Below are 22,263 nucleotides of genomic sequence, written 5' to 3' on the forward strand. Positions count from 1 at the left end.
CTATTTGCCGGGATCGGTGTCGGTCGTTCTCGAATCGATAGGAGCCGGATCGTCGACGGGGGTCACGGCACCAACGGGCGAGACGTCGTCGTCGAGCGAGGAGGCCTCGTCGTCGGAGAGGTGGGAGAAGTCCTCGCCCTTGGACCGCTGTCTCTTCTCCCTGAGATACATGAACCCCTCGGCCAGGCCGAACAGCAGCACCATCGGGATAGCCAGGGCAATCATCGAGAACGGGTCGGTGCTCGGGGTGGCCAGGGCGGCGAAGACGAACATGAGGAAGATGACCATGCGGCGGTGCTTGGCCACCAGCGAGCGCGGCAGCACCCCGATGATGTTCAGGAACACCATGAGCAGCGGCAACTCGAAGGAGATACCGAACACGATGATCATGATCAGCGCGTAGCTGAGATACTCGTCGATCGTGAGGCCGACCACCGTCCCCGGCGGAGCGAAGCTCAGCAGGATCGACAGGCCCTTGTCCATCACGAAGTAGGCCAGGGCCGAGCCCGCGAGGAACAGCGGGACGGCCAGCGCCATGAACAGGAACGAGTAGCGCTTCTCGTTGCGGTACAGGCCGGGGGTGACGAAACCCCAGATCTGCCACAGCCAGATCGGCGAGGAGACCACGAGGCCGAACATCGCCGCGACCTTGAGGTTCACGAAGAAGGAGTCGAAGACGCCGAGGATGAGCATCGTGCACTCCCCGGACCGCAGTTCCTGCGCCTGCGGGAGCCCGCAGTAGGGAGCCGACACGAACTCCCAGATCGGGTCGAAGAAGACGAAACCGACGATGGTGCCGGCCACCAGGCCGAGCAGGGCGATGACCAGCCGGTTACGCAGCTCGCGCAGGTGCTCCATGAGCGGCATGCGACCGTCGCCCGCCTCGGCGGGCGACGGTGCCGCCCCGTTCCGGCCCGATTTGGGCCATTTCAGCAGCGCCATTCGCGAATCCTGGGGTGACGAGTCGAGTGATGGGGGTAGATCTTCAGGCTACCGCCGATCACTGCTGCTTGGACGCTCCGGCCTGGGCACGCAGCCGGGCGGCCTGCTCCTCGAGCCGGCGGGCCTCCTCCTCGACGCTCAGCGCGGGGGCCGGGGGCTGGGTCGCCGCGGGGATCGGCTGCGGAGCCGGGGCGGCGGGCTGGGGCTGGGCCTGGACGACCGTGGCGGTCGCGGTCTCCGTGTCGTCCTCGTCGCGGAGCTTGGCGGTCTCCGACTTGAAGATGCGCAGCGACCGGCCGAGCCCGCGGGCGGCTTCCGGCAGCTTCTTGGCACCGAAGAGCAGCACCAGGATCAGGCCGATGATGATCAGCTCAGTGGGTCCGAGGTTGGGCATTACACATCCTTACGCCGGGCGACGTGCGGTCTTTGCCTCCGATCGTACGCTCCTCCGGCGGCAGACTCATCCCTTTGGCCCCGCGCGATCGCCGTACGCTCGCCGAACAGGACCCGGACGGGCTCCAGTCTCCCTTCCGTCCGATCGACCTCACGACTCAGCTCGGCGGCCGCCCGCAGCACACGAACGGCGAGGAAACCCAGCAGGGCAAGCCCTGCGAAGGCGAGTGAAATCGCGGCGATAATCCAGCCCATATCGGGAGACTCCGGCTTCGTACGTCAGGAAAGCGACTCATAACGATTCAGCGCGGCGGTGGCCGCGGCCCGGACGCTCTCGTCCAACGAGGCGGGCGAGACCACTCTGCCGGTGTCCCCGAGACGCAACGCCAGGCGTACCAGCCAGCCCTGGTCCCTCGCCCTCAGGGCCACCCGCACCCGGCCCTCACCGAGCTCGGTGACCCGCTCGCACGGGTAGTACTCGGCGACCCAGCGGCCCGCGGGGGTCAGTTCGAGTTCCACCAGCTCGTCGGTCGGCGAGGGCCGGAACACCCCGGGCGTCACCTCGTCGGCCACGGCGTCCGCGGGCGGGTCGGCGGGCACGTCGAGCACGTCGACGGAGAGCATCCGGTCCAGCCGGAACAGCCGGACCGCCTCGGCCCGGTAACACCAGCCCGACAGGTAGGGGCGGCCGTCCACGACGACCAGACGCATCGGGTCGACCTCGCGCGGGGTGATCTCGTCGCGGCCCGGCACGTAGTAGCGCAGCGACAGCCGTCTGCCGCGCCGCAGCGCCTCGTTGACGACGGGCAGCGCGTCGGGCGCGGCGTCGACCTCCACCGCGACCTGGCTGCTGACCGCCGCGGCGCCCTCGCCCGAGGCCCGCTCGAACTTGGCGATGACCCGGGCCAGCGCGTCGCGCTCCCCGAACTCCGGCATCTCGACGAGCAGACGCAGGGCGACCAGCAGGGCACTGGCCTCGTCCACGCCCAGCCGCAACGGGCGGGCGATGGTCTCGGCGTTGTCGATGACGATCTCCCCGCCGTCCCACGACACGTCGATCAGGTCGCCGGGGGTGTGGCCGGGCAGTCCGCACATCCACACCAGCTGCAGGTCGTCGATGAGCTGCTTCTCGCTCAGCCCGAAGATCTTCGCGACCTCGGGGACCTGGGCCCCGGGGTGCGACATCAGGTAGGGCACCAGTGCGAGCAGCCTGGGCAGGCGGTCGGCCGTGCTCACGCGAGAGCTCCCTTCAGGCGGCAGATGACCGCGTCACGGGCGTCCGGGGGGCCGACGACCTCCGCGTCCGCGGCGAAACCCACGATCCATCCGGCCAGCCTGCCCGGGTCGGTGAAGTCGACGTCCAACTCGTCCCAGTCCTCACCTGCGGGCCGCACCGCCTTCGCCACCTGGCGCAGCCCCTGGCAGGTGTCCCGCCTGACCCGGATGAGGGCGGTGCGCTCACGAACGGCTGCGTCGCTGTAGACGACCATGGACTTGATGTCGACGTCCTCGGGCACCACCACCGAACCCGGGCGGCCGAGGGTGGTGACCGGCCCGCTGATGCGGCTGAGCCGGAAGACCCTCGGCGCCTCCCGGTCGCGGTCGTGGCCGACCATGTACCAGCGGCCCCTGCGGCTGACGACGCCCCACGGCTCCACCGTGCGGGTCAGCACGTTCTGGCTCGCCGCCGCCCGGTAGGCGAAGCGGACCGCGCGCCGGTCGCGCACGGCCTCCCACAGCGCGGGAAAGGACGGGTCCTGGGTGTCGACGCGCAACTCCAGCGCGCCGCCGAGCACCCCGTGGGCCTCGTCGGTCTGCACGCCCCCCGCGCGCAGCTTCAGCAGGGCCCCGCTGGCCGCCTCGGCCAGGCTGGCCCGCTGCCACACCTGCGCCGCCAGGCCGACCACGGCGGCCTCGTCGGGCTCCAGGGTGATCTCCGGCAGCTCGTACGCCGAGCGGACGATCCGATATCCCGGATCCTCCTCCCAGGGGTCCTTGTGGACCTCGATCGGGATGCCTATCTCCCGCAGTTCGTTCTTGTCCCGCTCGAACATCCGCTGGAAGGCCTCGTCGTTGTCGGCGTCGTAGCCAGGCACCGCCTGGCGGATGTGCTCGGCACTGAGCGGCCGCCGCGTGGCCAGCAGGCAGATCACGAGATTGAGCAGCCGCTCGGTCTTCCGGCGCGACATCCGGCCTCCTTCCTGTTCGAGTGACGCTACCCTTCCCCCGTGATCAGATGGCGCAGGGGCGAGGTCGTACGGATCCGGCGCGAATGGCCGGGGGCGGTGGAACTCGACGTGACCACCGAGGACGGTGAGGCGCGCGCGCTCGCCTACCCGGCCCTGGTGGGACGTCCCGAGCCCGGTGACGTGGTGCTGCTCAACACGACCGCGCTCGCGATGGGTCTCGGTACGGGAGGCTACGCCATGGTGGTCGCTGTTCCCGACCGTTTGCCACAAGATCCTCAAGGCCCCGGACACCTGGTGAAGGCACGCTACACCCCGTTGCAGGCCACCGTCCTCGGCGCGGACGAGCAGGATTCGCCCTTCCACGAGGTCCTGCGCGACGCGGACTCCGTTGACGGCATGCCGGTGATCGTCGCCGACCTGCACTCGGCCCTGCCCGCGATCCTCTGTGGCCTGTACGGCCAGAACCCCCCGGCGGAGCCTGGGGAAACTCCGAAAACCGATGGCCCGGGGCGCGGCAAACCCCTCAGGGTCGCCTACGTGATGCTCGACGGGGGCGCGCTGCCCGCCTGGTTCTCCATGTCGTGCGCACGACTGCGGGAGACCGGCTGGCTGTGCGGGGTCGTCACCGTGGGCCAGGCGTTCGGCGGCGACGTGGAGGCGGTGACCCCGCACACGGGCCTGCTGGCGGCCAAACACGTCCTGGACGCCGACGTCGCGATCGTCACCCAGGGGCCCGGCAACCTGGGCAGCGGCACCCGCTGGGGTTTCTCCGGAGTCTCGGCCGGCGAGGCGGTCAACGCCGCCGCCGTCCTGGGGGGCCGCCCTGTGGCGGCGCTGCGGGTCAGCGAGGGCGATCTGCGCGAGCGCCACATCGGGGTCTCGCATCACTCGCTCACCGCCTACGGCCGGGTGGCGCTGGCCCCGGCCCACATCGCCGTACCCGTGCTGCCCGGCGACTTCGGCAGGCGGGTTGCCGAGCAGTCACGCCCGCTCGCCGCCCGCCACGAGTTGGTCGAGGTGCCGGTGGAGGGTCTGTACGAGGCGCTCCAGGGATCTCCGGTGCGCCTGTCGACGATGGGCCGGGGGCTGGACGAGGACCTCGCCTACTTCCTCGCCTCGGCCGCCGCCGGGCGCCACGCCGCCTCGCTGCTGTCGTAGAAGTTTTTAAAGGTGAAGGCCTCGAGCGTGGGGCCTTCGGCCCTCAGCCTCTCCAGGCGCTCCATCCCCTCGGGAAGGGTCGGCTCGTACCCCTCGGGGATCCACCACATCACCGAGTACGGCTCCGCGATGCGCAGGAACCACTCCCTGCGCCGCTGCAGGAACGCCAGGTGGTCGCTGCGGTAGACGTAACTCCATAGCGCGTCACGCGACCGCCACACGGAGTAGTTGATCAGCAGGTGGTCGCCGTATATGTGCTCGACCGTGTCCTCGGGGCCGTCACCCCCCTTGAGGCGCCACACGAAGCCGGGGTCGGCCTCGGCGAGCCGGTTGAGGGGGTCGAGGCCCGCCATGAAGGAGGCGAGTTCGGGGGAGTCCTTGGGCGCGCGCATGTGGGCGATGTTCAGCTGGGCCAGGTGCATGGACACAGCAGATCATCTGCGGCCTTTCTATGTCAATCTTCATTATTTTTAGAAAAAGCGACGCAGCACTCCCCGGGACGCGGGTCCAGCCTGGCTGTCGAGGCGTCCTGTCCGAGCGCGTCGAGCATCCCGCGGCACAGCCCCAGGTTCACCGAGCAGACCAGCAGCGGATGCTCCTCGGCGGGCACGTGGAACGGGCAGTTGCGCAGCCGCACCCGGCCGTCCTCCTCGTAGGGCTCGTATCCGCGTCGCCTCAGCACACCGGCGAGGTCCTCCCCCTCGTCGGCGAACCGGGCCCCCGCGCGCCGGGCGACCTGCTCGGCCCTCTCGTCCCCGCCGAGCGACTCGACCGCCTCCGCCAGCACCAGGGCGAGGGTGCGATAGTCCCTGGCGGGCACGTTGACCTGCCACTCCCCCCGCGCCCTGCGATAGACCTTCGCCGGCCTGCCGCTGCCGGGCCCCGTCCGCTCCGTCAGCCGCCGGAACCCGCTCTCGAGCAGGCCCACCTCGACGAGCCTGTCGAGGTGGAAGGCGGCCAGGGTTCGCTGCACCCCTACCGCCTCTGCCGCCTCGTTGCGTCCCACGTCGTGGCGCTGGAAGGCCACGTAGTCGTAGACGGCCCGGCGCACCGGGTCGTGCAGTATCGCCACCGTGTCGAGATCGTCGCCACTCACAGCCCGGATTATAGGCCGCGGATTTCGGGGAGAAATCCGGCGCATCCCGCACCCCGTACTCGGGAAACCCCCGGACCGACTTGATGGAAGCGTAATCCCAAAATCAAACACTCTCCGCACACTTCCATCAACCCAGCGCTAATATGAAACATTTTCGGCATACCCAAAAAGGGATCTTATTTTTCAGAAAATCAGCGCCGTCCTGTTTAGGACATGCGACCTCCTTGCACGACATGGATCGGCCATGTAACACTAAATCCGTTTGCTTGCCAGCCTCAAACGAGGAGTGACAATTGGAAATTCCTTTCGCCCTCAACACAGTCTCCTCTGGCGCACAGCAGGTTCTCGACCCTCCCACAATCACGGGAGAGTACGACGAGGAGCAGCAGCTTTGGGTTGGGCGGTCGAATGAGCAGGCCGAGATCTGTCTCTGCTCGAACAGCAACTTCAGCTGGTACCAGTGTTTTGACGTTTTCTTCGGCGACTGGTGCTGATTTACTGCTCTTTCAAGAGAACCTTTAACGTCGAAGAATTTGGCGCCGGATTCTCCGGCAGACGCTCGACGTTGACCGGCCGCCGTTCACCACCGTGACCACCACGATGCGGTGACCAAGCGAGCAGAACGCGCCCGATCGTTTCCCACCGGTTCAGGCCGGCGAGCGATCGGGCGCGTTCGTGTCCCGGGTCACGGCTACCGGCCCGCACTCCCCTGACTCCTGGCCAGGGCCTGCCAGTACTTGACCATCTCCGCCCAGTTCTCCGTGTCGAGCGCTCCTTTCCTTCGGACCACGCCGTCCTCGACATGGTAGAAAAAGGGCGTCGCCCCCCGTGGGTTGTACAGACGGCGCAGCACGTGCTTGCGCGCGACGATCACGATGTCCGCGGTGATCTGGTGCCTGGCCCTGAGGACGTCGCGGGCCTCACGCGGGGAGAACGAATCGGTGAATCCGACCAGGACCATCCTCGTCCCCGAGACCTTCGCGATCCGGTTTATCTTCTCCAGGTTCGGAAAATGCGCACGGCAGCCCGCGCAGTCCTGCGAGACGAAGACCAGGGCGACGGACGACTCGGCCAAGTCCCCGAGGGAGAGGATCGCACCATCTATCGATTCGGCGTCGAACGGAGGCGCGGGAGCGTCCAGCGGGAGGGAGGGGATCTCCGGAAGCTCCTTCGGGGGATCGAACAACGGCCTGAGCTTCCTGATCACCCGGAAGAGCAGGAAGGAGTTGGCGAACACGGCGATCCACAGCAGCAAGACGAGGGTCTCGGTACTCAAGCCCTCTCCTCCCTGTCTTTCGGTGCGGAGCGGGGAAAGACGACGAGCGAGACGTCGCGAAGGTGAAGAAGGAACGCGAGGGTCGTCCCGCTCATCACCGTGACCGTGAGGAGTTCCAGAGGCTCGAATCCGGCACGAGGGGCCGGCGAGCCCGCCAGAAAGAGCGCGGAAAGCGCGGCGACGATGATCAGGATCGTGTTTCGCGCCACGTCGAACCCTGTGACCTGCTCCTTGCTCTTGCCGAAGCAGTTGCACGAAACCTTCCTGCCCTGCGCGAGGGAGACCACCAGAGCGGTCGTGAAGGCCCCCAACAGGAGCGCCGCCAGCGCGAACCCGAGAACCAGGAGGTCTCCGGCGATCAGCATGAGCACGACGACGCTCAGTTCCGCCAGGAACACCAGGCACAGCACCAGCCACACGGCGTTCCCGCGGATCGGCACCAGCGACCGGATGGCGGCGCGGAACGACGTGATGTCAGCCACTTTGCCGACGAGCGAGACGGCGAAGACCAGGCTTGTAAGAACACGGCAGAACAGGAACACATAGGGGTCGGAGAGCACATTCACGTCCGTGATCCCCGACCGCTTCGCGGGGGCCAGCTTCTGGAGCAGGGCGTCAAAGGGCACCGGTCCCGCGGGCCAGGCACGCCACCAGAGCGTCGGTCATACGCAACTCGGGCACCTTTCTCTCGACGAACATGAACTGTCCGACCGGATTGTTCTCCAGGAACACGAACCTGCCGTCCGGGGTGACGACGAGGTCGAGCGCACCAAAAGTGAGTCCGTAGCTGTGCACGAACTCCAGGCAGCGGGTCTCCACGCTCTCCGGGAGCACGGCCCTGCGGTAGGGGATCGTTATCCTCGCCTGCCTGAAGTCCACACTGGTCTCGGGAGACTCCTGGGAATGGATCTCGGCCGCGAAGATCTCATCGCCGATGACCGTGGCCCGTATCTCGTAGCTCTTGGGAATGTGCTCCTGGAAGAGGCAGGGGCTTATCCTTATCGCCTCAAGGCGGGACAGATCCTCCTCTGTGACAACCCGCACCGCGAAGTCGACCTCCTGCGGGCTCTCCCCGGCCCTCGCGGCCGAGGCAAGCGCCGTAGGGCCGGTCATGCTCTTGAAGACGATCCGGCCGGAACAGGCCTCATGGAATTCACGGACCGCGTCGGGATCGGTCGCTATGAGCGTGCGTGGCACCTCGAAGCCCATGCGTGCCGCCCTCTGCAGCTGCTCGGGCTTCCAACTGGCCGCGCGGATCACGTCTGGCCGGCTCATCCAGTAGCAGTCAACCGACTCCCACAGCCCTCCCATGGTATGCCGGGTCTCCGCGTCGGCGAATCTCCGTGAAACCGAGTCCAGATGGTGCGGAAAGACATAACCCTCCGGCCGCCGGACCAGGGCGGATTTCAATTCGGAGAGCTCGACGACCCGCCCACCACCAAGCCGAATACCACCGGTCCAGCTCTCCGAATCCAGGCGAAGCTCAATCAGCGTTTTCTGAGGAACGTCATCGGTGTTCAGCCTAACCACGCTTTGACGGATCTCGTTCAGCCTGCCGATGATGATGTCGCTGTGCGCGTCATTTCTGTTCGTGAACACCAGAATCTGCCGAATCAACGCAGAGTCACTCGCCCACCACTGCCAGCAAGAGCCCCTCCCGGAGAACGATGGCATGCCACGATAAACACGATCATTTATGCGACTATACGATCAGAATGAGCGATCATGCCACCCCATTAACACCGAAAATTTGATTCGGCAGGCACGCCGCTGTTTCGCGATATGCGATTTCGCCCCTGTCGCGCGAGGTAGGCCCAGCAATGCCGACGAGCGACCGGGGTACCGGCCAGGGACGCGCCCTGACTTTCCGGGGCGAGGGCGGTCCCGCCCCCAGCGCTCCGCTAGAAAATCCTTCAGCGGCCGGAGAGCATGCTCCTGAACCGGCGATCCCGAATCCGCAGGAGTGATCCGGGAAGCGTGAAGCCCGGCCGTGCGCTGGCACGGCCGGGCTTAGGGACGAAAGTTCACCTCGGCGCGATGGCCGACCGGTGTAATCGTCAGTAGGCGCCCAGCACGTCGACCAGGAAGACCAGGGTGTCGGTGCCCTTGATCTTCTCGCCGGAGCCCTCCTTGCCGTAACCGAGGTCCGGCGGGATGCTCAGCAGCACCCGGCTGCCGATCGGAACACCGACCAGCCCTTGGTCCCAGCCCTTGATGACCTTGCCGGTGCCGATCTGGAACATGATCGGCTGGGCGCCGCGGGACCAGCTGCTGTCGAACTCGACGTCCGATCCCCAGATCTTCCCGGCGTACTGGACCAGGATCGACTGGCCGGACTTGACCTCGGGGCCCGTGCCCTGGATCACGGTCTTGGCGACGAGCTCCTTGGGAGCCTTCTCCTTGGTCTTGGTGGTGAGCTTCGGCGCGGCGTCTCCGGCCGGGTTCTCCACCTTGACACCGTCGAGACCGGGGTCGGTCGCGGTGCCCTTGGCGGCCTTCTCCTGGGGGACGCCCACGACGTCGACCACGAAGACCTGCGACTGGCCGGGAGGGGCCTGTGCTTGCTGCTCGGCGGGCAGCGCGTCCTTGGCGACGACCGACATGAACCTGCCGCCGCCCTTGGTCTCGGCGAAGCCCTTGCGGAGGATCTCCGGGACCTGCTCGTTGAGCGTGATGACCTGCGGCCCGCCCTCGTCGTAGGTCGAGCCGGCGAGCTTGTTCTCCTTGCCGTCCCAGGTGAAGACGGTGAAGTTGGCGATGACGCTGGCGCCGGGCTTGGCGGCCTCCCCCGTGGTGCCGGGGGTGAGCACCTTGTAGGAGGAGGTCTCGACGACCTTCGGCGGGAACGCGACGGTCGGCTTGGCGCCCGCCTGCCCGGTCACCTGCAGCTCGGTGACCCCGCCGGCGCTGCTGGCGGAACTGGAGGCGCCGGTGGCCGCGCCCCCGTCGGAGCCGCATGCTGCGGCGAATATCAAAGGCACTGCGGCCAGTACGGCCATGCTGCGGCGGCGCATAGGTATCCCTCAAGCAGACGTCAGGTTGGCGCCACATTACCCGTCCCGGCGTACGGAGGAGGTAAGGCCGGGACGAGCTTGCCGAAGTATGACCGTCACATTCCGGCGATGAGCTTGTCCACCCTCTCGTCGACGCTACGGAAGGGGTCCTTGCACAGCACGGTGCGCTGCGCCTGGTCGTTGAGCTTCAGGTGCACCCAGTCGACGGTGAAGTCGCGGCGCTTCTCCTGCGCCTTGCGGATGAACTCACCGCGCAGCCGGGCCCGGGTGGTCTGCGGCGGCACCGACTTGGCCTCGAAGATCTTCAGATCGGAGGCCACCCGCTCCACCGCACCGCGCTTCTGCAGCAGGTAGAACAGGCCACGGCGACGGTGCACGTCGTGGTAGGCGAGGTCGAGCTGAGCCACCCTGGGACTCGACAGCGGCAGGTCGTACTTCTGGCGGTAGCGCTCGATCAGCTGGTATTTGGTCACCCAGTCGATCTCGCGGGCGACCTTGTCGAGGCTGCCGGTCTCGACCGCGTTGAGCGTGCGCTCCCACAACTCCAGCACCCGGTGGCTGACCTCGTCGCCGCCGCGGCGGTCGACGAAGTCACGGGCCTTGGAGAGGTATTCCTCCTGGATCTCCAGCGAGGACGCCTCCCGGCCGTTGGCCAGCCGCACCCGCCGCCGCCCGGTCATGTCGTGGGAGACCTCCCTGATGGCCCGGATCGGGTTCTCCAGGGACAGGTCGCGCATCACGGTGCCCGCCTCGATCATGCGGAGCACCAGGTCGGTCGCGCCGACCTTGAGCAGCATGGTCGTCTCGCTCATGTTCGAGTCGCCGACGATGACGTGCAGGCGGCGGAACCGCTCGGCGTCGGCGTGCGGCTCGTCGCGGGTGTTGATGATCGGACGCGACCGGGTGGTGGCGCTGGAGACGCCCTCCCAGATGTGCTCGGCCCGCTGGGAGACGCAGTAGACCGCTCCACGCGGGGTCTGCAGCACCTTGCCCGCCCCGCAGATGATCTGCCGGGTGACCAGGAACGGGATGAGCACGTCCGCCAGGCGGCCGAACTCGCCGTGCCGGCCGACCAGATAGTTCTCGTGGCAGCCGTAGGAGTTGCCCGCGGAGTCGGTGTTGTTCTTGAACAGGTAGATGTCGCCGGCGATCCCCTCCTCCCGGAGGCGTTTCTCGGCGTCGACGAGGAGACCCTCCAGAATGCGCTCGCCCGCCTTGTCGTGGGTGACGAGCTCCACGACGTTGTCACACTCGGGGGTGGCGTACTCGGGGTGGCTCCCCACGTCCAGATACAGGCGCGCCCCGTTGCGAAGGAAGACGTTGCTCGATCGGCCCCAGGAGACGACGCGGCGGAATAGATAGCGCGCTACCTCGTCGGGTGACAGCCGCCGCTGCCCCCTGAACGTGCAGGTGACGCCGTACTCGTTCTCAAGCCCGAAGATGCGACGATCCATTGCCTCACACTATTCGCCGAACCCCTCTCGCGGGAGGGATCATGGGGTTTTCGGTCGTACGGCTTATGCCCCAGGCTGTGAGCGGCTAAGCGCGGACACGGCCCGCGCCCGGTTCCCGCCGGGCGCGAGTGGTGCGAAGGCGCCGGGATCGACGGCCTCGATCAGCCTCCGCCCTGCCAGAAGATCTCGACAACCTTGGTGATCCTGCCGTTCTCCGTGGTGATCAGGGCCGGCCGGTAGAGGCCCTCGACTCCGGTCAGCGAGGCTGCCTCCCTGACGTTGTCGATCAACGTCTGACGGGTGCAGCTCTCGGTGCCGAGGTTGGTGGCCTTGTCGTAGGTCTGTGTCGTGCCCTCGCAGCCGCTGTCGGCGAGAAACTTCACGTCCTCGGCGATGGGCGCCAGGTAGCGGACCACGTCGCCTTCCTCGGGACCGTCGAAGTGACCGTCCTCGCCACCGCGCTGGACGAAGCGGATCGGCCGGTACTCGGCCACCCCGTTGTCGTCCACGTCGGTGAGCCAGCCCCTCAGGACGCCCTCGAAGGGCGGCGGACGCCCCTTGCTCCAGTCGTGTTCCGGAGCCGCCTGGAACTCGGTACCGAAGAGCTCGGGGACGGCCGCGGTGGAGCCTGGGGTGGGGGTCGGCGCGCTCGTCGAGGGAGCGGGCGCGGAGGAGGACGCGACCGGCAGAGGTGCGGAGGCGGACTCCGCGGCGCAGCCGGACGCCAGCGCCACGGCCGCGAGCAGAGCCAGCGCCACACCGGGCCGTCGAGGAGCCGCGAGGGCGGTCATACGGAGGGCGGATCCGGTCCGGGAGGTGTTGTTCACACGGAGTGTGACCACCGTGGGGCGGGGCCGGTTGTCCGGAGACGATGTGATCCAGGACACATCACAGCGACACTCCGCTCTCACCGTCCCCGCTCCGCCGGGAACGCCACTCCCGGCGAGGCGGAACACCGATGTCGCGGGCTGTCGCCCGGGTCGTCCGGCGCCGGCGCGCCACTTGCCCGAGTCGTGCTTTTTCGCGACCTCTTTGACGGCGCGGACCACGGCGTGCCGGTGACCGACCGTCCGGCGCGGGAGTGCCGTGCCGCCACCGTTCTCAGGCGTCCCGCAGGAGAAGACCTGCCTTCCGGCGCGGGGGTGCCGTCCCGTGGAGGACGGCACCCCCGCGCCGTGCGGTCAGACCACCCGGCGCGGCACCGGCGTCGCCCGCGGACGCGGTCAGCCGCTGGATCCGGTGTCGATGTCGCCGTCGGGCGCGGTCGGCGGGGCGCCTGGCGTCTCGGGTGCGGAGAGGGGGTTCTCCCCCCCTGTCGCCTTGGCGGCCGGCTCGGCCGCGGGAGCACCTTCGGCCAGCAGTCGCTCCAGCCTGGGGCCGTTGAGCCGCAGGAACTTGCGGTGCGGGCGGTTGCGGTCGAGCACCGCCACCTCCAGCTGGTTCGCGGGGAAGCGCTCGCCTCCCGGCTCGGTCAGCGCGAACAACGCCGCCTCCAGCGCCTCGGTCAGCGACAGGCCGTCGCGGTAGCGCTCCTTGAGGCGGGCCGCCACCGTCTCGGCCTGGCCGCCCATGGCCACCAGCCCCGCCTCGTCGAAGACCGAGCCGTCGAAGGTCAGCCGGTAGATGTGGTCCTCGTCGGAGGAGTCGCCGACCTCGGCGACCACGATCTCCACCTCGAACGGCTTCAGCGACTCGGTGAAGATCTGGCCGAGGTTCTGCGCGTAGAGGTTGGCCAGGCCACGGGCGGTGACGTCGTCGCGAGCGTAGGTGTAGCCGTTGATGTCGGCGTATCGGATGCCGCCGAGGCGCAGGGCCTCGAACTCGTTGTAGCGGCCGACCGCGGCGAACCCGATCTTGTCGTAGATCTCACTGATCTTGTGCAGAGCGCGGGACGGGTTGGGAGCGACGAACAGGATGCCGTCCTCGTACTGCAGGACGACGACGCTACGGCCCCGCGCGATCCCCTTGCGCGCGTAATCCGCCTTGTCCCGCATCTGCTGCTCGGGCGAGACATATCCAAAAGGCATGGACACCTGGGGTGATCCTCTCGTGTTAGCGCAGCGGGGCGGTGGGGCCGTCGGGGTGGTCGGCCCGGGATTCGACCACGACCCGGACGAGCTCTCCGACCTCCTCGTCGGGAAGCCGGCGGTATCCGTCGGCGGTGATCACCGCGACGACGGGCCAGATCTTGCGGGTGACGTCGGGGCCGCCGGTCGCCGAGTCGTCGTCGGCCGCGTCGTAGAGTGCGTGGATCAGCATCAGCACGGTCTCCTCGGGGGAGGCACCCTCGCGGTAGAGCTTCTTCAGAGCGCCTCGCGCGAAGATCGAACCGGATCCGATCGAGTGGTAGTGGTGCTGTTCGTAGGGACCGCCGCCCACGTCGTAGCTGAAGATGCGGCCACCGTCGACATCGGGGTCGTAGGCGGCGAAGAGCGGGACGACCACGAGCCCCTGCATCGCCATCGGCAGGTTGCCGCGGATCATCGTGGCGAGCCGGTTGGCCTTGCCCGTCACCGAGAGCGTGCGGCCCTCGCGCTTCTCGTAGTGTTCGAGCTCCACCCGGTAGAGGCGGGCCATCTCGATGCCCGTGCTCGCCGTCCCCGCGATGCCCAGGCCCGAGTGGTCGTCGGTGCGGAACACCTTCTCCATGTCACGCTGGGAGATGATGTTGCCGGAGGTCGCCCGGCGGTCTCCCGCGATCACCACGCCGCCGGCGCACATCGCCGCGACGATCGTGGTGGCGTGCGGGATGCGATCGCCCACCGAGGTCGCCAGGACCTCGTTACGGCCAGGCAGCAAGTCCGGCGAATGGGACCTGACGAACTCGGTGAACGAGGAGCTCCCGGTGTCGGTAAAGATGTGATTCACCATGCCGGCGGGCAGGTCCCTGTGAGATCCCACGCGACTCCCTCCAAAGGTGCGGTCCTTTAAGGCCCGACCTTACTCATCTTGCCGTGTTGCTTGCACTTCCCTGGATCAGCTCAGCGCGAACCACACTCCGCCGGGCTTTTGAATCTTTACGGATGATCGGCTCCGGTCACCGGATCTCGCGCCGATCCTCCCCGGGGCACGGCGAACACGACGGGGTCGCGAAAACGGCGAAGGCCCGCCCGGCCCGCGTGGGAGGCGGGGCGGTGGCCGTGGAACGGCTCTCGATTCCCTCCGGGAGCATTCCCGGAGGGGTCTCCCCTGGTCGGCTCAGCGTGTTCGCGGCGATCGGAGGCGGAGCACCCACCAGGGCGCTCCCGGCGGGGTGCGGCCGCACGTCACCCGCCAGCCGGGCCCGGCGGGAGCCGAGCCGGGCCCGCGGTCAGAACGGGTCCTCCGACTCTCCGCCGGATCCGTCCTCACCTCTGACCTTTGACTCCAGCGGACGAACCTACTGTCCGCCCTTCTGCACGTAACTCCTCACGAACTCCTCTGCGTTCTCCTCCAGCACCTCGTCGATCTCGTCGAGAATCGCGTCGACGTCATCGGAGAGCTTCTCGTGACGCTCCTGAACGTCGGAGGTCTCCGCCGGGGCGGTCTCCTCGACTTCCTTGTCGGTCCGGCCGGTCTGCTTCTGGCCGCCGGTGTCCTTGCTTGCCATGTGTGGCACCTCCACCTGGGGGACGGATCTGATTCATATCTTCCCCGAACCGGGCGACATTGCGCGCGGATCATCCCGCGATCTTTGCGGGAGCCCGTACGGGCCGCGCCGAGCTCCTGCCCGTCAGGAGACCTCCTCCTGGTGGACATGAGGCGAAATCCACCCACCTTGACTGGATAGCAAGTCTATCCAATAATCGGATAGCACCACTATCCAAAGAAGAGGGGCCCATGTCACCGTCGTCGCTGAGCACAGCCGGAACGCTCCTCATCACCGTGCCCGCCGTGGCCTTCGGCGGGGTCTCCCTGCTCGCGCACATCATGCGCGGCATCCCCGGCTACATGGACAACCCGGTGCGGCGCGGCCTGTGGCGGGCCGGCCACGCACACGCGGGCGTCCTGGTGCTCTTCGCGCTCGTCGCCCTGCTCTACGTCGACCACGCGGATCTGCCCGGCGGCCTGAAGGACCTGACGCGGATCCTGATCGTGGCGGCGCCGATCCTGATGCCCCTGGGCTTCTTCCTGTCCGTCGTACGCCCCTCCGACACGAAGCCGAACCGGCTGATCTGGCTGGTCCCCGCAGGCGGGGTGGCACTGGGTGCGGGCACGCTGATGCTGGGGATCGGTCTCCTCTGAACCTCCACGAACCCGCGGCAACGCTCCCGGCGGCACCTCGATCTCCGCCGCTGCCTCCGCGACCGCGCACGAGCGTCCCGTGGCCCCGCATCGGCTTGTGTGAGCATCATCACTCACCGGATCCAGGCGAATTCGCCGCCCCGAGGGAGATCGGGAACGTTCCAGGTAGGTCTTCGCGACCGAAAACTGCGATCATTGGGGGGTGAGCACCATCATCGCGCGCAGGTACAAGCTCGTCTCACGCGTCGGACAGGGGGCGACCGGTGTCGTCTGGCGTGCATACGACCTGCTTCTGGAGCGAGAGGTGGCCCTCAAGGAGATACTTCTGCCACCCGGGCCCGCCGCGGCCGAGCAGCGGCGGCGGGTGGTCAGGGAGGCTCGCATGGCGGCGCGGCTGAGCCACCGGGGCATCGTGACGGTGCACAACCTCACCGAGGAGTCCGAGCGGCTCTGGATCGTCATGGAGTTCCTGGAGGCGCTGACGCTGCACGACACGCTCGTGCAGGCGGGCCCGCTCCCGGTGGATCTTGTGGCGGCGATGGGCTGCCGCCTGCTGGAGGCGTTGCGGCACGCGCACGACGGCGGGGTGATCCACCGCGACATCAAACCCGCCAACATCATGCTGACCGGTGATCGCGTGGTGCTGGCCGACTTCGGCTTCGCCGCGCCGGAGGGGGCGGCGACGACCTCGACCCGGGGCACCCCGGCCTTCATCGCGCCGGAGGCGCTGCAGGGCAGGGGCGGCACCCGCGAGGCGGACATGTGGTCGTTCGGCGCGACGCTGTACATGGCGGTGGAGGGCAGGACCCCGTTCCGCACGGTGAACTCGATGGCGGCGCTGGTCGCGGCCCTGCGCGAACCGCCGCGCGCGCCGAAGCGGGCGGGCGCCCTGGAGCCGGTGCTGCGCGGGCTGCTGCGCAAGGACCCGCGAGCGCGGCTGAGCGCCGAACGGACCTCGAAGATGCTTGAGGACGTGCGTTGCTTCAGCGCGGCCTGAGGCCGTTCACGAACGTTTCCGAAACGCTTTCACCACCCTCGGGAACGGTTTTCCCGAATCCGCAAACGGGCTTTACGGACGTGAAATAAAACGACATAAAGCCCGCGCACCTAAATCGTTACAGAGAATCACCCTAGGTAATCACCCAGTGCATCGTTCCAGATGGAAATATGAATCAGCTGAGGTGCCCGGCTTCTATGTGCAGCAGGTGATTCATGGGAACAGGTGCGAGGAAGGCACGCTTACTGGGTGATCGCTATCACCTGGCCTCGCCTATCGGGCGGGACGGTGTGGGCACGATGTGGCGGGCCCACGACTCCCTGCTCAGGCGGAATGTGGCGATCAAGGAGATCCAGCCTCGGTTCACCGAGGACGGGATGGACATGCACGACGCACGGCGGTGGGCCCTGCGCGAGGCGCGCTCGGCCGGGAGGCTGAACCACCCGGCGGTGATCTCCGTGCACGACCTGCTTGAGGAGGGCGGGCGGCTCTGGATCGTCATGGAGTTGCTGGAGGCCCTCACACTCAAGGAGACCGTGCGGCACCTGGGCCGCCTGCCGATCCACTGGGCGGCGTGGATCGGCTTCCAGTTGCTGGGCGGGCTGCGCCACGCGCACGGGGCGGGTGTCCTGCATCGGGACATCAACCCGCGCAACATCCTGCTCACCGGCGACCGGGTGGTGCTGGCCGACTTCGGCATCGCGGCGCTGCAGGGCGATCCGGGCGACTCCACGACCCTACCGTTCGTCCATGTTCCCTCCTTCGTCGCGCCGGAGCGGCTGCGGGGCAGCCCACCGACCCCGGCGAGCGACCTGTGGTCACTCGGTGCGAGCCTGTACTTCGCGGTGGAGGGTCGTCCTCCGCGCCCCACCTCCCGCACGCCTGCGCAGCGCCTTCCTGTGGGCGGCGGGTACGAGGATCCGGCGACACCGGCGGGAGTGCTGTGGCCCGTCCTGGAAGGGCTGCTCCGGCGCGACCCGGCTGCCCGCATCAGCATGGGACAGGCCGGCCGCATGCTGTCGGCGATCCTCCACACCGAGGGGGTGGCTCTGGCCCCACCACGGCTGCCCGCGGCCAGGCTGCCACCGGACGCCTTCGCCTAGGATCCCGCGGCGTTTCACCGGATGTTCGAGACAGGGAAAAGCGTCCTTGGCCTCTTCTTCCGCCGGGCGACCCCGGGTTTCGCGAAATCGGGCCGTCCGGCGGAGCACGCTTCTCGAATAAATGGACACAAGGCCGTGGCCGAGGCCGACAGATAAAGGCCGGTGGAAATGAAGGGAAGGCCGGATGCCGGAATTTCCGGCTCACGAACGGGCTCGAGCCGAGGGGGGTGTCAGACGGCCGGGACCCGGCGGCAGGCCTCGACGAACCTGGAGGCCAGGTGGGGACTGCCGGCCCAGTGCAGGTGCAGGTAGGAGGCGGTGATCCGGCCGTCGGCGAACCCGTCGGCGCCACCACGCCAGCGGAACAGCGGCCGGTCGGGGACGGGCTCGACCGCGGTGCGGTGGAACTCGTGGCCCCGGTAGCGCTCGCCGTTCCTGGTGAGCGGCGAGTCGCGGACGGCCACCGCGTCGCGATAGCCGAGGGTGAGGGTGCCGGTCATCCTGGCCTCGACGTCGAGGAGCCCGCACATCGGCCTGCCGTCCAGCCTCCTGGAGAGATACAGCAGGCCCGCGCACTCGGCCGAGATCGGCCCCTCGAACGCGGCGACCTGATCGCGCAGCGGCTCGTTGGCCGACAGCTCGGCCGCGTGAACCTCAGGGAAACCACCTCCGATCACGATCCCGCGAGTCCCCTCCGGGAGGGCCTCGTCGACGAGCGGGTCGAAGGGGACGATCTCGGCTCCCGCCGCCGCCAGCAGCTCGGCCTGCTCGGTGTAGCCGAAGGTGAACGCCCGCCCTCCGGCGACCGCGATCCTCGTGACGGGAGCGGCGGGCGGTCCGGGAGTCCACGGGACGGCGGGCAGCGGCGGCGCCCCGCGGGCGAGGCGCAGGAGTTCCTCCAGGTCGCAGGAGGCGGCTACCAGGTCCGCGACGGCGTCCAGGGCACCGGCGGCCTGGGTTCGGCGCTCGGCGGCGGGAACCAGGCCCAGGTGCCTGGAGGGGGTGGTGACGGCGTCGCTGCGGCGGATCGCCCCGAGCACCGGGACGCCGCTCTCGGCGAGCGCCTCGCGGCAGACGGCCTCGTGCCGCTCGGAGCCGATCCGGTTGAGGATCACCCCGCCGAGCCTGATCCGGGTGTCGTAGGAGGCGAACCCGTGCACCAGCGCCGCGACGGAGCGGCTCTGCCTGGCGGCGTCCACGACCAGGACCACCGGGGCCCCGAGCAGCCTGGCGACGTGAGCGGTGGAGGCGAACTCGGTGGAGCCCGCGCCGTCGTACAGGCCCATCACGCCCTCGACGACCGCGATGTCCGCCCCTGCCGCGCCGTGCAGGAACAGTGGGGCGACAAGGTCCTCTCCCGTCAGGAAGGGGTCGAGGTTGCGTCCGGGACGGCCGGTGGCCATGGCGTGGTAGCCGGGATCGATGTAGTCGGGCCCCACCTTGTGCGGGGACACCGCCATGCCCTGGCGGGCGAGGGCCGCCATCAGGCCGGTCGCCACGGTCGTCTTACCCGCTCCTGAGGCGGGGGCCGCGATGACGATCCTGGCTACCATTCGATGCCTTTCTGTCCCTTCTGCCCGGCGTCCATGGGGTGCTTGATCTTGCCCATCTCCGTGACGAGGTCGGCGGCGTCGAGCAGCCGGGGGTCGGCGTCGCGGCCGGTGACGACGACGTGCTGGCTACCGGGGCGCCCGCGCAGGGTCTCGACCACCTCCTCGACGTCGATCCAGCCCCACTTCATCGGGTACGTGAACTCATCCAGCACGTACAGGCGGAACGTCTCGGCGGCGAGGTCGCGCCTGATCTGCTCCCAGCCCTCGCGGGCGTCGGCGGCGTGGTCCTCCTCGCTGCCGGGACGCTGGATCCAGGACCAGCCCTCGCCCATCTTGTGCCAGGAGACCGCCCCGCCCTCACCGGAGTCGCCGAGCACCCGCAGCGCCCGCTCCTCTCCGATCCGCCACTTGGCGGACTTGACGAACTGGAAGACCCCGATCGGCCAGCCCTGGTTCCAGGCGCGCAGGGCCAGGCCGAAGGCCGCGGTGGACTTGCCCTTGCCCGGCCCCGTGTGCACGATCAGCAGCGGCCGGGTGCGGCGCTGTCTGGTGGTCAGGCCGTCCTCGGGCACGCTGACGGGTCTGCCCTGCGGCATCGTCGCCCTCCCCTCACTGTCATCCGGCTCACTGTCATCCGGCACCGTCCATCCGGTACGGCCTCCTCGCCGTACTCACAGACCTCGGACCTTCGCGGTCACGCGGCGCCACGCCTCTCCCGGACCATCCCGGCCAGGTCGGTGAGGTCGTCGAGGCGTACGGTCTCCGCGCCCATCCGCGCCGCCAGGGAGGCGGCGAGGCCGAGGCGCACGGGCCCGCCCTCGCAGTCGACCACCACGCCCGCCACCCCGGCCAGCAGTCCCGCCGCGCGGTGGGACTCCTCGGCGGTTCCCGAGGTGGTCCGCCCGTCGGTGACCAGGACCACCAGCGGGCGTCTGGACGGATCGCGCAGGCGTTCGACCCTGAGCACCTCGGCGGCCCGCAGCAGACCGGCGGCCAGCGGGGTCCGGCCTCCGGTGGGAAGCTCGCGCAGCCGGGCCGCGCCGGCCTCGACGGAGGAGGTGGGCGGCAGTACCAGGTCGGCGCGGGCGCCGCGGAACGTGATGAGCCCGACCTTGTCGCGGCGCTGGTAGGCGTCGAGGAGCAGGCCGAGCACCGCTGCCTTGACCGCGCGCATGCGTTGCCTGGCGGCCATGGAACCGCTCGCGTCCACGACGAACAGCACCAGGTTGCCCTCGCGGCCCTCGCGGACCGCCTCCCTGAGATCGCCGCGGCGCAGCAGCAGTCCTGGCCCGTTCCTGCCCCGCGCGACCTGGTACGGGGCGGCGGCGCCGATGGTGGCCCGCAGATGAAGGGAACCGGTGTGGCCCTCGGGGACCCCGGCGCCCGTGGTACGGCCCAGGGGTGTCCTGGCGCGTGACCGGCGCCCGGGAGCTCCGGCGCCGACGCCTGGGACGGTGAACAGCCTGTTCCCGCTCCCGGGCTCGGCGTCGACGATCTGTTCGCGGGCCGGTGCTCCCCCGGCCGTCTCCGACGGCTCCCGGGGTTGTGCGGCCTGAGCCTCCCACGCCTCGGGGACGGGGGCGTCCAGGGCGTCCGCGGCCCCGTGCGGGGAGCCGTCCCCGCCGTCGTGCCCTCCAAAGCCGCCGGGATCGTCCGAGGTGGCGTCCCCGGCCTCGGAGCCGTGGTCGGATACGGGGTCCGAGCCTCCCTCCGTGCCCCCCTCACGGCCTCTGCCGGGATCGGTGCCGCCGGGGTCGTCCGGGCCCTGGGGACCGTCAGGATCGGGGCCGGGGTCGTCGGGGATCCTGTCCAGGAGATCCTGGAGCCTGGACTCGTCCAGGCCGGGCGCGTCGAAGGGGTCGCGGCGACGGCGGTGCGGGAGCGCGAGCCTGGCCGCCTCCCGGACGTCGTCGGCGGTGACGGAGGTGCGGCCCTGCCAGGCGGCGTGCGCGATCGCCGCGCCGGCGGTGACCAGGTCGGCCCGGAGCCCGTCCACCTCGAAGCCCGCGCAGACGGTGGCGATCCCGAGCAGCGCCGCCTCCGGCAGGACGACCTGGGCGACCCTGGCTCGAGCCTCGGCGATGCGCGCGGCCAGCGCCCGCTCCTCGTCCGACCAGGCGGCGGCGAACGCGGCGGGGTCGGCCTCGAAGGCCAGACGGCGCCGGACCACCTCCGCCCGCTGGGATGCCTCCCGCGAGGCCCTTACCTCAACGGTCAGCCCGAAGCGGTCGAGCAGTTGCGGGCGCAGCTCCCCCTCCTCGGGGTTCATCGTCCCGACCAGCAGGAACCGGGCGGCGTGCCGTACCGACACCCCCTCGCGCTCGACGTAGCAGGTGCCGAGGGCCGCGGCGTCGAGCAGCAGGTCCACCAGGTGGTCGTGGAGAAGGTTGACCTCGTCGACATACAGGACGCCCCGGTGGGCGCCCGCGAGGAGACCGGGTTCGAAGGATTTCACGCCCTCGGTGAGGGCACGCTCGATGTCGAGGGAGCCGACGAGGCGGTCCTCGGAGGCGCCGACGGGCAGCTCGACCAGGCGGGCGGGCCTGATGGACCGGGCCGCCGGTTCCGCCGGGACCTCGTGTGGCCCGTCGGGACAGGCGGGGTCGGGGGCGGCGGGGTCACAGGAGAACCGGCAACCGGTCACCACCTCGACAGGCGGCAGGAGAGCGGCCAGCGCCCGCACGATCGTGGACTTGGCGGTGCCCTTCTCCCCTCTGACCAGTACTCCCCCGACGCGGGGGGAGACCGCGTTGAGGATCAGCGCGAGTTTCAGGTCCTCCAGCCCCACGATCGCGGTGAAGGGATAGCGGGGGTTACGCACCTTGGGGATCTCCTTCGCGTCGCCGGGGTGTTCATCGCGTTCA

General features: G+C 69.1%; 24 protein-coding genes. 6 read left to right on the plus strand and 18 right to left on the minus strand.

The annotated features are described in order from the left end of the window. Entirely contained in the window at positions 1–942 is a 942-nt protein-coding gene (tatC, locus tag ACIBH4_RS12235) for a twin-arginine translocase subunit TatC (RefSeq protein WP_362515947.1), read from the minus strand. Between the two features lie 58 nt (positions 943–1,000). Beyond that, positions 1,001–1,336 carry a Sec-independent protein translocase subunit TatA gene (gene tatA / locus ACIBH4_RS12240; RefSeq protein WP_362515943.1) on the minus strand — a complete coding sequence of 112 codons (336 nt, stop codon included), beginning with the start codon at positions 1,334–1,336 and terminating at the stop codon, positions 1,001–1,003. 74 nt (positions 1,337–1,410) lie between these two features. Here tatA and ACIBH4_RS12245 point away from each other — a divergent pair, with 74 nt between their 5' ends. Next, complete coding sequence (locus tag ACIBH4_RS12245) at positions 1,411–1,566, plus strand: hypothetical protein (protein ID WP_362767085.1); 156 nt, start codon at positions 1,411–1,413, stop codon at positions 1,564–1,566. Positions 1,567–1,614: 48 nt separating this feature from the next. Here ACIBH4_RS12245 and ACIBH4_RS12250 read toward each other — a convergent pair whose 3' ends face one another. Together ACIBH4_RS12250 and ACIBH4_RS12255 are read right to left on the minus strand one after the other, a co-directional pair. Next, positions 1,615–2,571: a WYL domain-containing protein gene (locus ACIBH4_RS12250; RefSeq protein WP_362767083.1), complete on the minus strand. Its 957-nt coding sequence runs from the start codon at positions 2,569–2,571 to the stop codon at positions 1,615–1,617. Further along, entirely contained in the window at positions 2,568–3,524 is a 957-nt protein-coding gene (locus tag ACIBH4_RS12255) for a WYL domain-containing protein (RefSeq protein ID WP_350948310.1), read from the minus strand. The genes ACIBH4_RS12250 and ACIBH4_RS12255 overlap by 4 nt, the downstream gene beginning before the upstream one ends. A 39-nt stretch (positions 3,525–3,563) precedes the next feature. On the opposite strand from ACIBH4_RS12255, the gene ACIBH4_RS12260 reads away from it, so the two are divergent. Further along, positions 3,564–4,682, plus strand: a complete 1,119-nt coding sequence (locus ACIBH4_RS12260; protein ID WP_362767080.1) for a DUF3866 family protein — start codon at positions 3,564–3,566, stop codon at positions 4,680–4,682. On the opposite strand, the gene ACIBH4_RS12265 is transcribed toward ACIBH4_RS12260, so the two are convergent. Together ACIBH4_RS12265 and ACIBH4_RS12270 are read right to left on the minus strand one after the other, a co-directional pair. After that, positions 4,628–5,104, minus strand: a complete 477-nt coding sequence (locus ACIBH4_RS12265) for a DUF3291 domain-containing protein (RefSeq protein ID WP_362516249.1) — start codon at positions 5,102–5,104, stop codon at positions 4,628–4,630. The two genes, ACIBH4_RS12260 and ACIBH4_RS12265, sit on opposite strands and share 55 nt — an antisense overlap. Before the next feature lie 32 nt (positions 5,105–5,136). Then, entirely contained in the window at positions 5,137–5,778 is a 642-nt protein-coding gene (locus ACIBH4_RS12270) for a transcriptional regulator (protein ID WP_362515934.1), read from the minus strand. Positions 5,779–6,071: 293 nt separating this feature from the next. Between ACIBH4_RS12270 and ACIBH4_RS12275 the strand changes: the two genes are divergently transcribed. After that, positions 6,072–6,272, plus strand: coding sequence for a hypothetical protein (locus tag ACIBH4_RS12275; protein WP_362515932.1), 201 nt, complete (start codon positions 6,072–6,074; stop codon positions 6,270–6,272). A 197-nt stretch (positions 6,273–6,469) separates the two neighbouring features. Here the strand turns inward: ACIBH4_RS12275 and ACIBH4_RS12280 are convergent, their stop codons facing one another. The 9 genes from ACIBH4_RS12280 to ACIBH4_RS12320 form a co-directional block, all read right to left on the minus strand. Further along, the gene (locus tag ACIBH4_RS12280; protein ID WP_362515928.1) at positions 6,470–7,054 is read right to left on the minus strand and encodes a hypothetical protein; all 585 of its coding nucleotides are present in this window, start codon (positions 7,052–7,054) and stop codon (positions 6,470–6,472) included. After that, positions 7,051–7,680, minus strand: coding sequence for a MauE/DoxX family redox-associated membrane protein (locus ACIBH4_RS12285; protein ID WP_362515925.1), 630 nt, complete (start codon positions 7,678–7,680; stop codon positions 7,051–7,053). Before ACIBH4_RS12285 ends, ACIBH4_RS12280 begins: the two co-directional genes overlap by 4 nt. Then, positions 7,670–8,653: an MvdC/MvdD family ATP grasp protein gene (locus tag ACIBH4_RS12290; RefSeq protein ID WP_362515923.1), complete on the minus strand. Its 984-nt coding sequence runs from the start codon at positions 8,651–8,653 to the stop codon at positions 7,670–7,672. Before ACIBH4_RS12290 ends, ACIBH4_RS12285 begins: the two co-directional genes overlap by 11 nt. A gap of 458 nt (positions 8,654–9,111) precedes the next feature. Beyond that, a complete protein-coding gene (locus ACIBH4_RS12295; RefSeq protein WP_362767077.1) occupies positions 9,112–10,068 on the minus strand; it encodes an FKBP-type peptidyl-prolyl cis-trans isomerase in 957 nt (318 codons plus the stop codon). A gap of 95 nt (positions 10,069–10,163) precedes the next feature. Continuing rightward, a complete protein-coding gene (gene pafA, locus ACIBH4_RS12300) occupies positions 10,164–11,522 on the minus strand; it encodes a Pup--protein ligase (RefSeq protein WP_350948306.1) in 1,359 nt (452 codons plus the stop codon). A gap of 161 nt (positions 11,523–11,683) precedes the next feature. Next, positions 11,684–12,313: a hypothetical protein gene (locus tag ACIBH4_RS12305; protein ID WP_362515919.1), complete on the minus strand. Its 630-nt coding sequence runs from the start codon at positions 12,311–12,313 to the stop codon at positions 11,684–11,686. A 432-nt stretch (positions 12,314–12,745) separates the two neighbouring features. After that, positions 12,746–13,549, minus strand: coding sequence for a proteasome subunit alpha (gene prcA, locus ACIBH4_RS12310; RefSeq protein ID WP_362767318.1), 804 nt, complete (start codon positions 13,547–13,549; stop codon positions 12,746–12,748). Positions 13,550–13,574: 25 nt separating this feature from the next. Beyond that, positions 13,575–14,393, minus strand: a complete 819-nt coding sequence (prcB, locus tag ACIBH4_RS12315; RefSeq protein WP_362516245.1) for a proteasome subunit beta — start codon at positions 14,391–14,393, stop codon at positions 13,575–13,577. Positions 14,394–14,901: 508 nt separating this feature from the next. Further along, positions 14,902–15,111, minus strand: coding sequence for a ubiquitin-like protein Pup (locus ACIBH4_RS12320; protein ID WP_329079325.1), 210 nt, complete (start codon positions 15,109–15,111; stop codon positions 14,902–14,904). A 230-nt stretch (positions 15,112–15,341) separates the two neighbouring features. Between ACIBH4_RS12320 and ACIBH4_RS12325 the strand changes: the two genes are divergently transcribed. The 3 genes from ACIBH4_RS12325 (at position 15,342) to ACIBH4_RS12335 (ending at position 17,846) form a co-directional block, all read left to right on the plus strand. Continuing rightward, complete coding sequence (locus tag ACIBH4_RS12325) at positions 15,342–15,746, plus strand: hypothetical protein (RefSeq protein ID WP_362515917.1); 405 nt, start codon at positions 15,342–15,344, stop codon at positions 15,744–15,746. Positions 15,747–15,948: 202 nt separating this feature from the next. Continuing rightward, entirely contained in the window at positions 15,949–16,743 is a 795-nt protein-coding gene (locus tag ACIBH4_RS12330; RefSeq protein ID WP_350948302.1) for a serine/threonine-protein kinase, read from the plus strand. A gap of 215 nt (positions 16,744–16,958) precedes the next feature. Beyond that, entirely contained in the window at positions 16,959–17,846 is an 888-nt protein-coding gene (locus tag ACIBH4_RS12335; RefSeq protein ID WP_362515914.1) for a serine/threonine-protein kinase, read from the plus strand. A gap of 230 nt (positions 17,847–18,076) precedes the next feature. Here ACIBH4_RS12335 and ACIBH4_RS12340 read toward each other — a convergent pair whose 3' ends face one another. The 3 genes from ACIBH4_RS12340 to ACIBH4_RS12350 all read right to left on the minus strand — a co-directional run bounded on the left by ACIBH4_RS12340 (position 18,077) and on the right by ACIBH4_RS12350 (position 22,220). Further along, positions 18,077–19,399: a cobyrinate a,c-diamide synthase gene (locus ACIBH4_RS12340; RefSeq protein WP_362767075.1), complete on the minus strand. Its 1,323-nt coding sequence runs from the start codon at positions 19,397–19,399 to the stop codon at positions 18,077–18,079. Beyond that, positions 19,393–19,995, minus strand: coding sequence for a cob(I)yrinic acid a,c-diamide adenosyltransferase (gene cobO / locus ACIBH4_RS12345; protein ID WP_362515910.1), 603 nt, complete (start codon positions 19,993–19,995; stop codon positions 19,393–19,395). Before cobO ends, ACIBH4_RS12340 begins: the two co-directional genes overlap by 7 nt. 98 nt (positions 19,996–20,093) lie before the next feature. Then, entirely contained in the window at positions 20,094–22,220 is a 2,127-nt protein-coding gene (locus tag ACIBH4_RS12350; RefSeq protein ID WP_362767072.1) for a VWA domain-containing protein, read from the minus strand. Between the last annotated feature and the right edge of the window lie 43 nt (positions 22,221–22,263).

The organism is Streptosporangium sp. NPDC050284 (assembly GCF_044459525.1).
In the GTDB taxonomy this organism is placed as follows: Bacteria; Actinomycetota; Actinomycetes; order Streptosporangiales; family Streptosporangiaceae; genus Streptosporangium.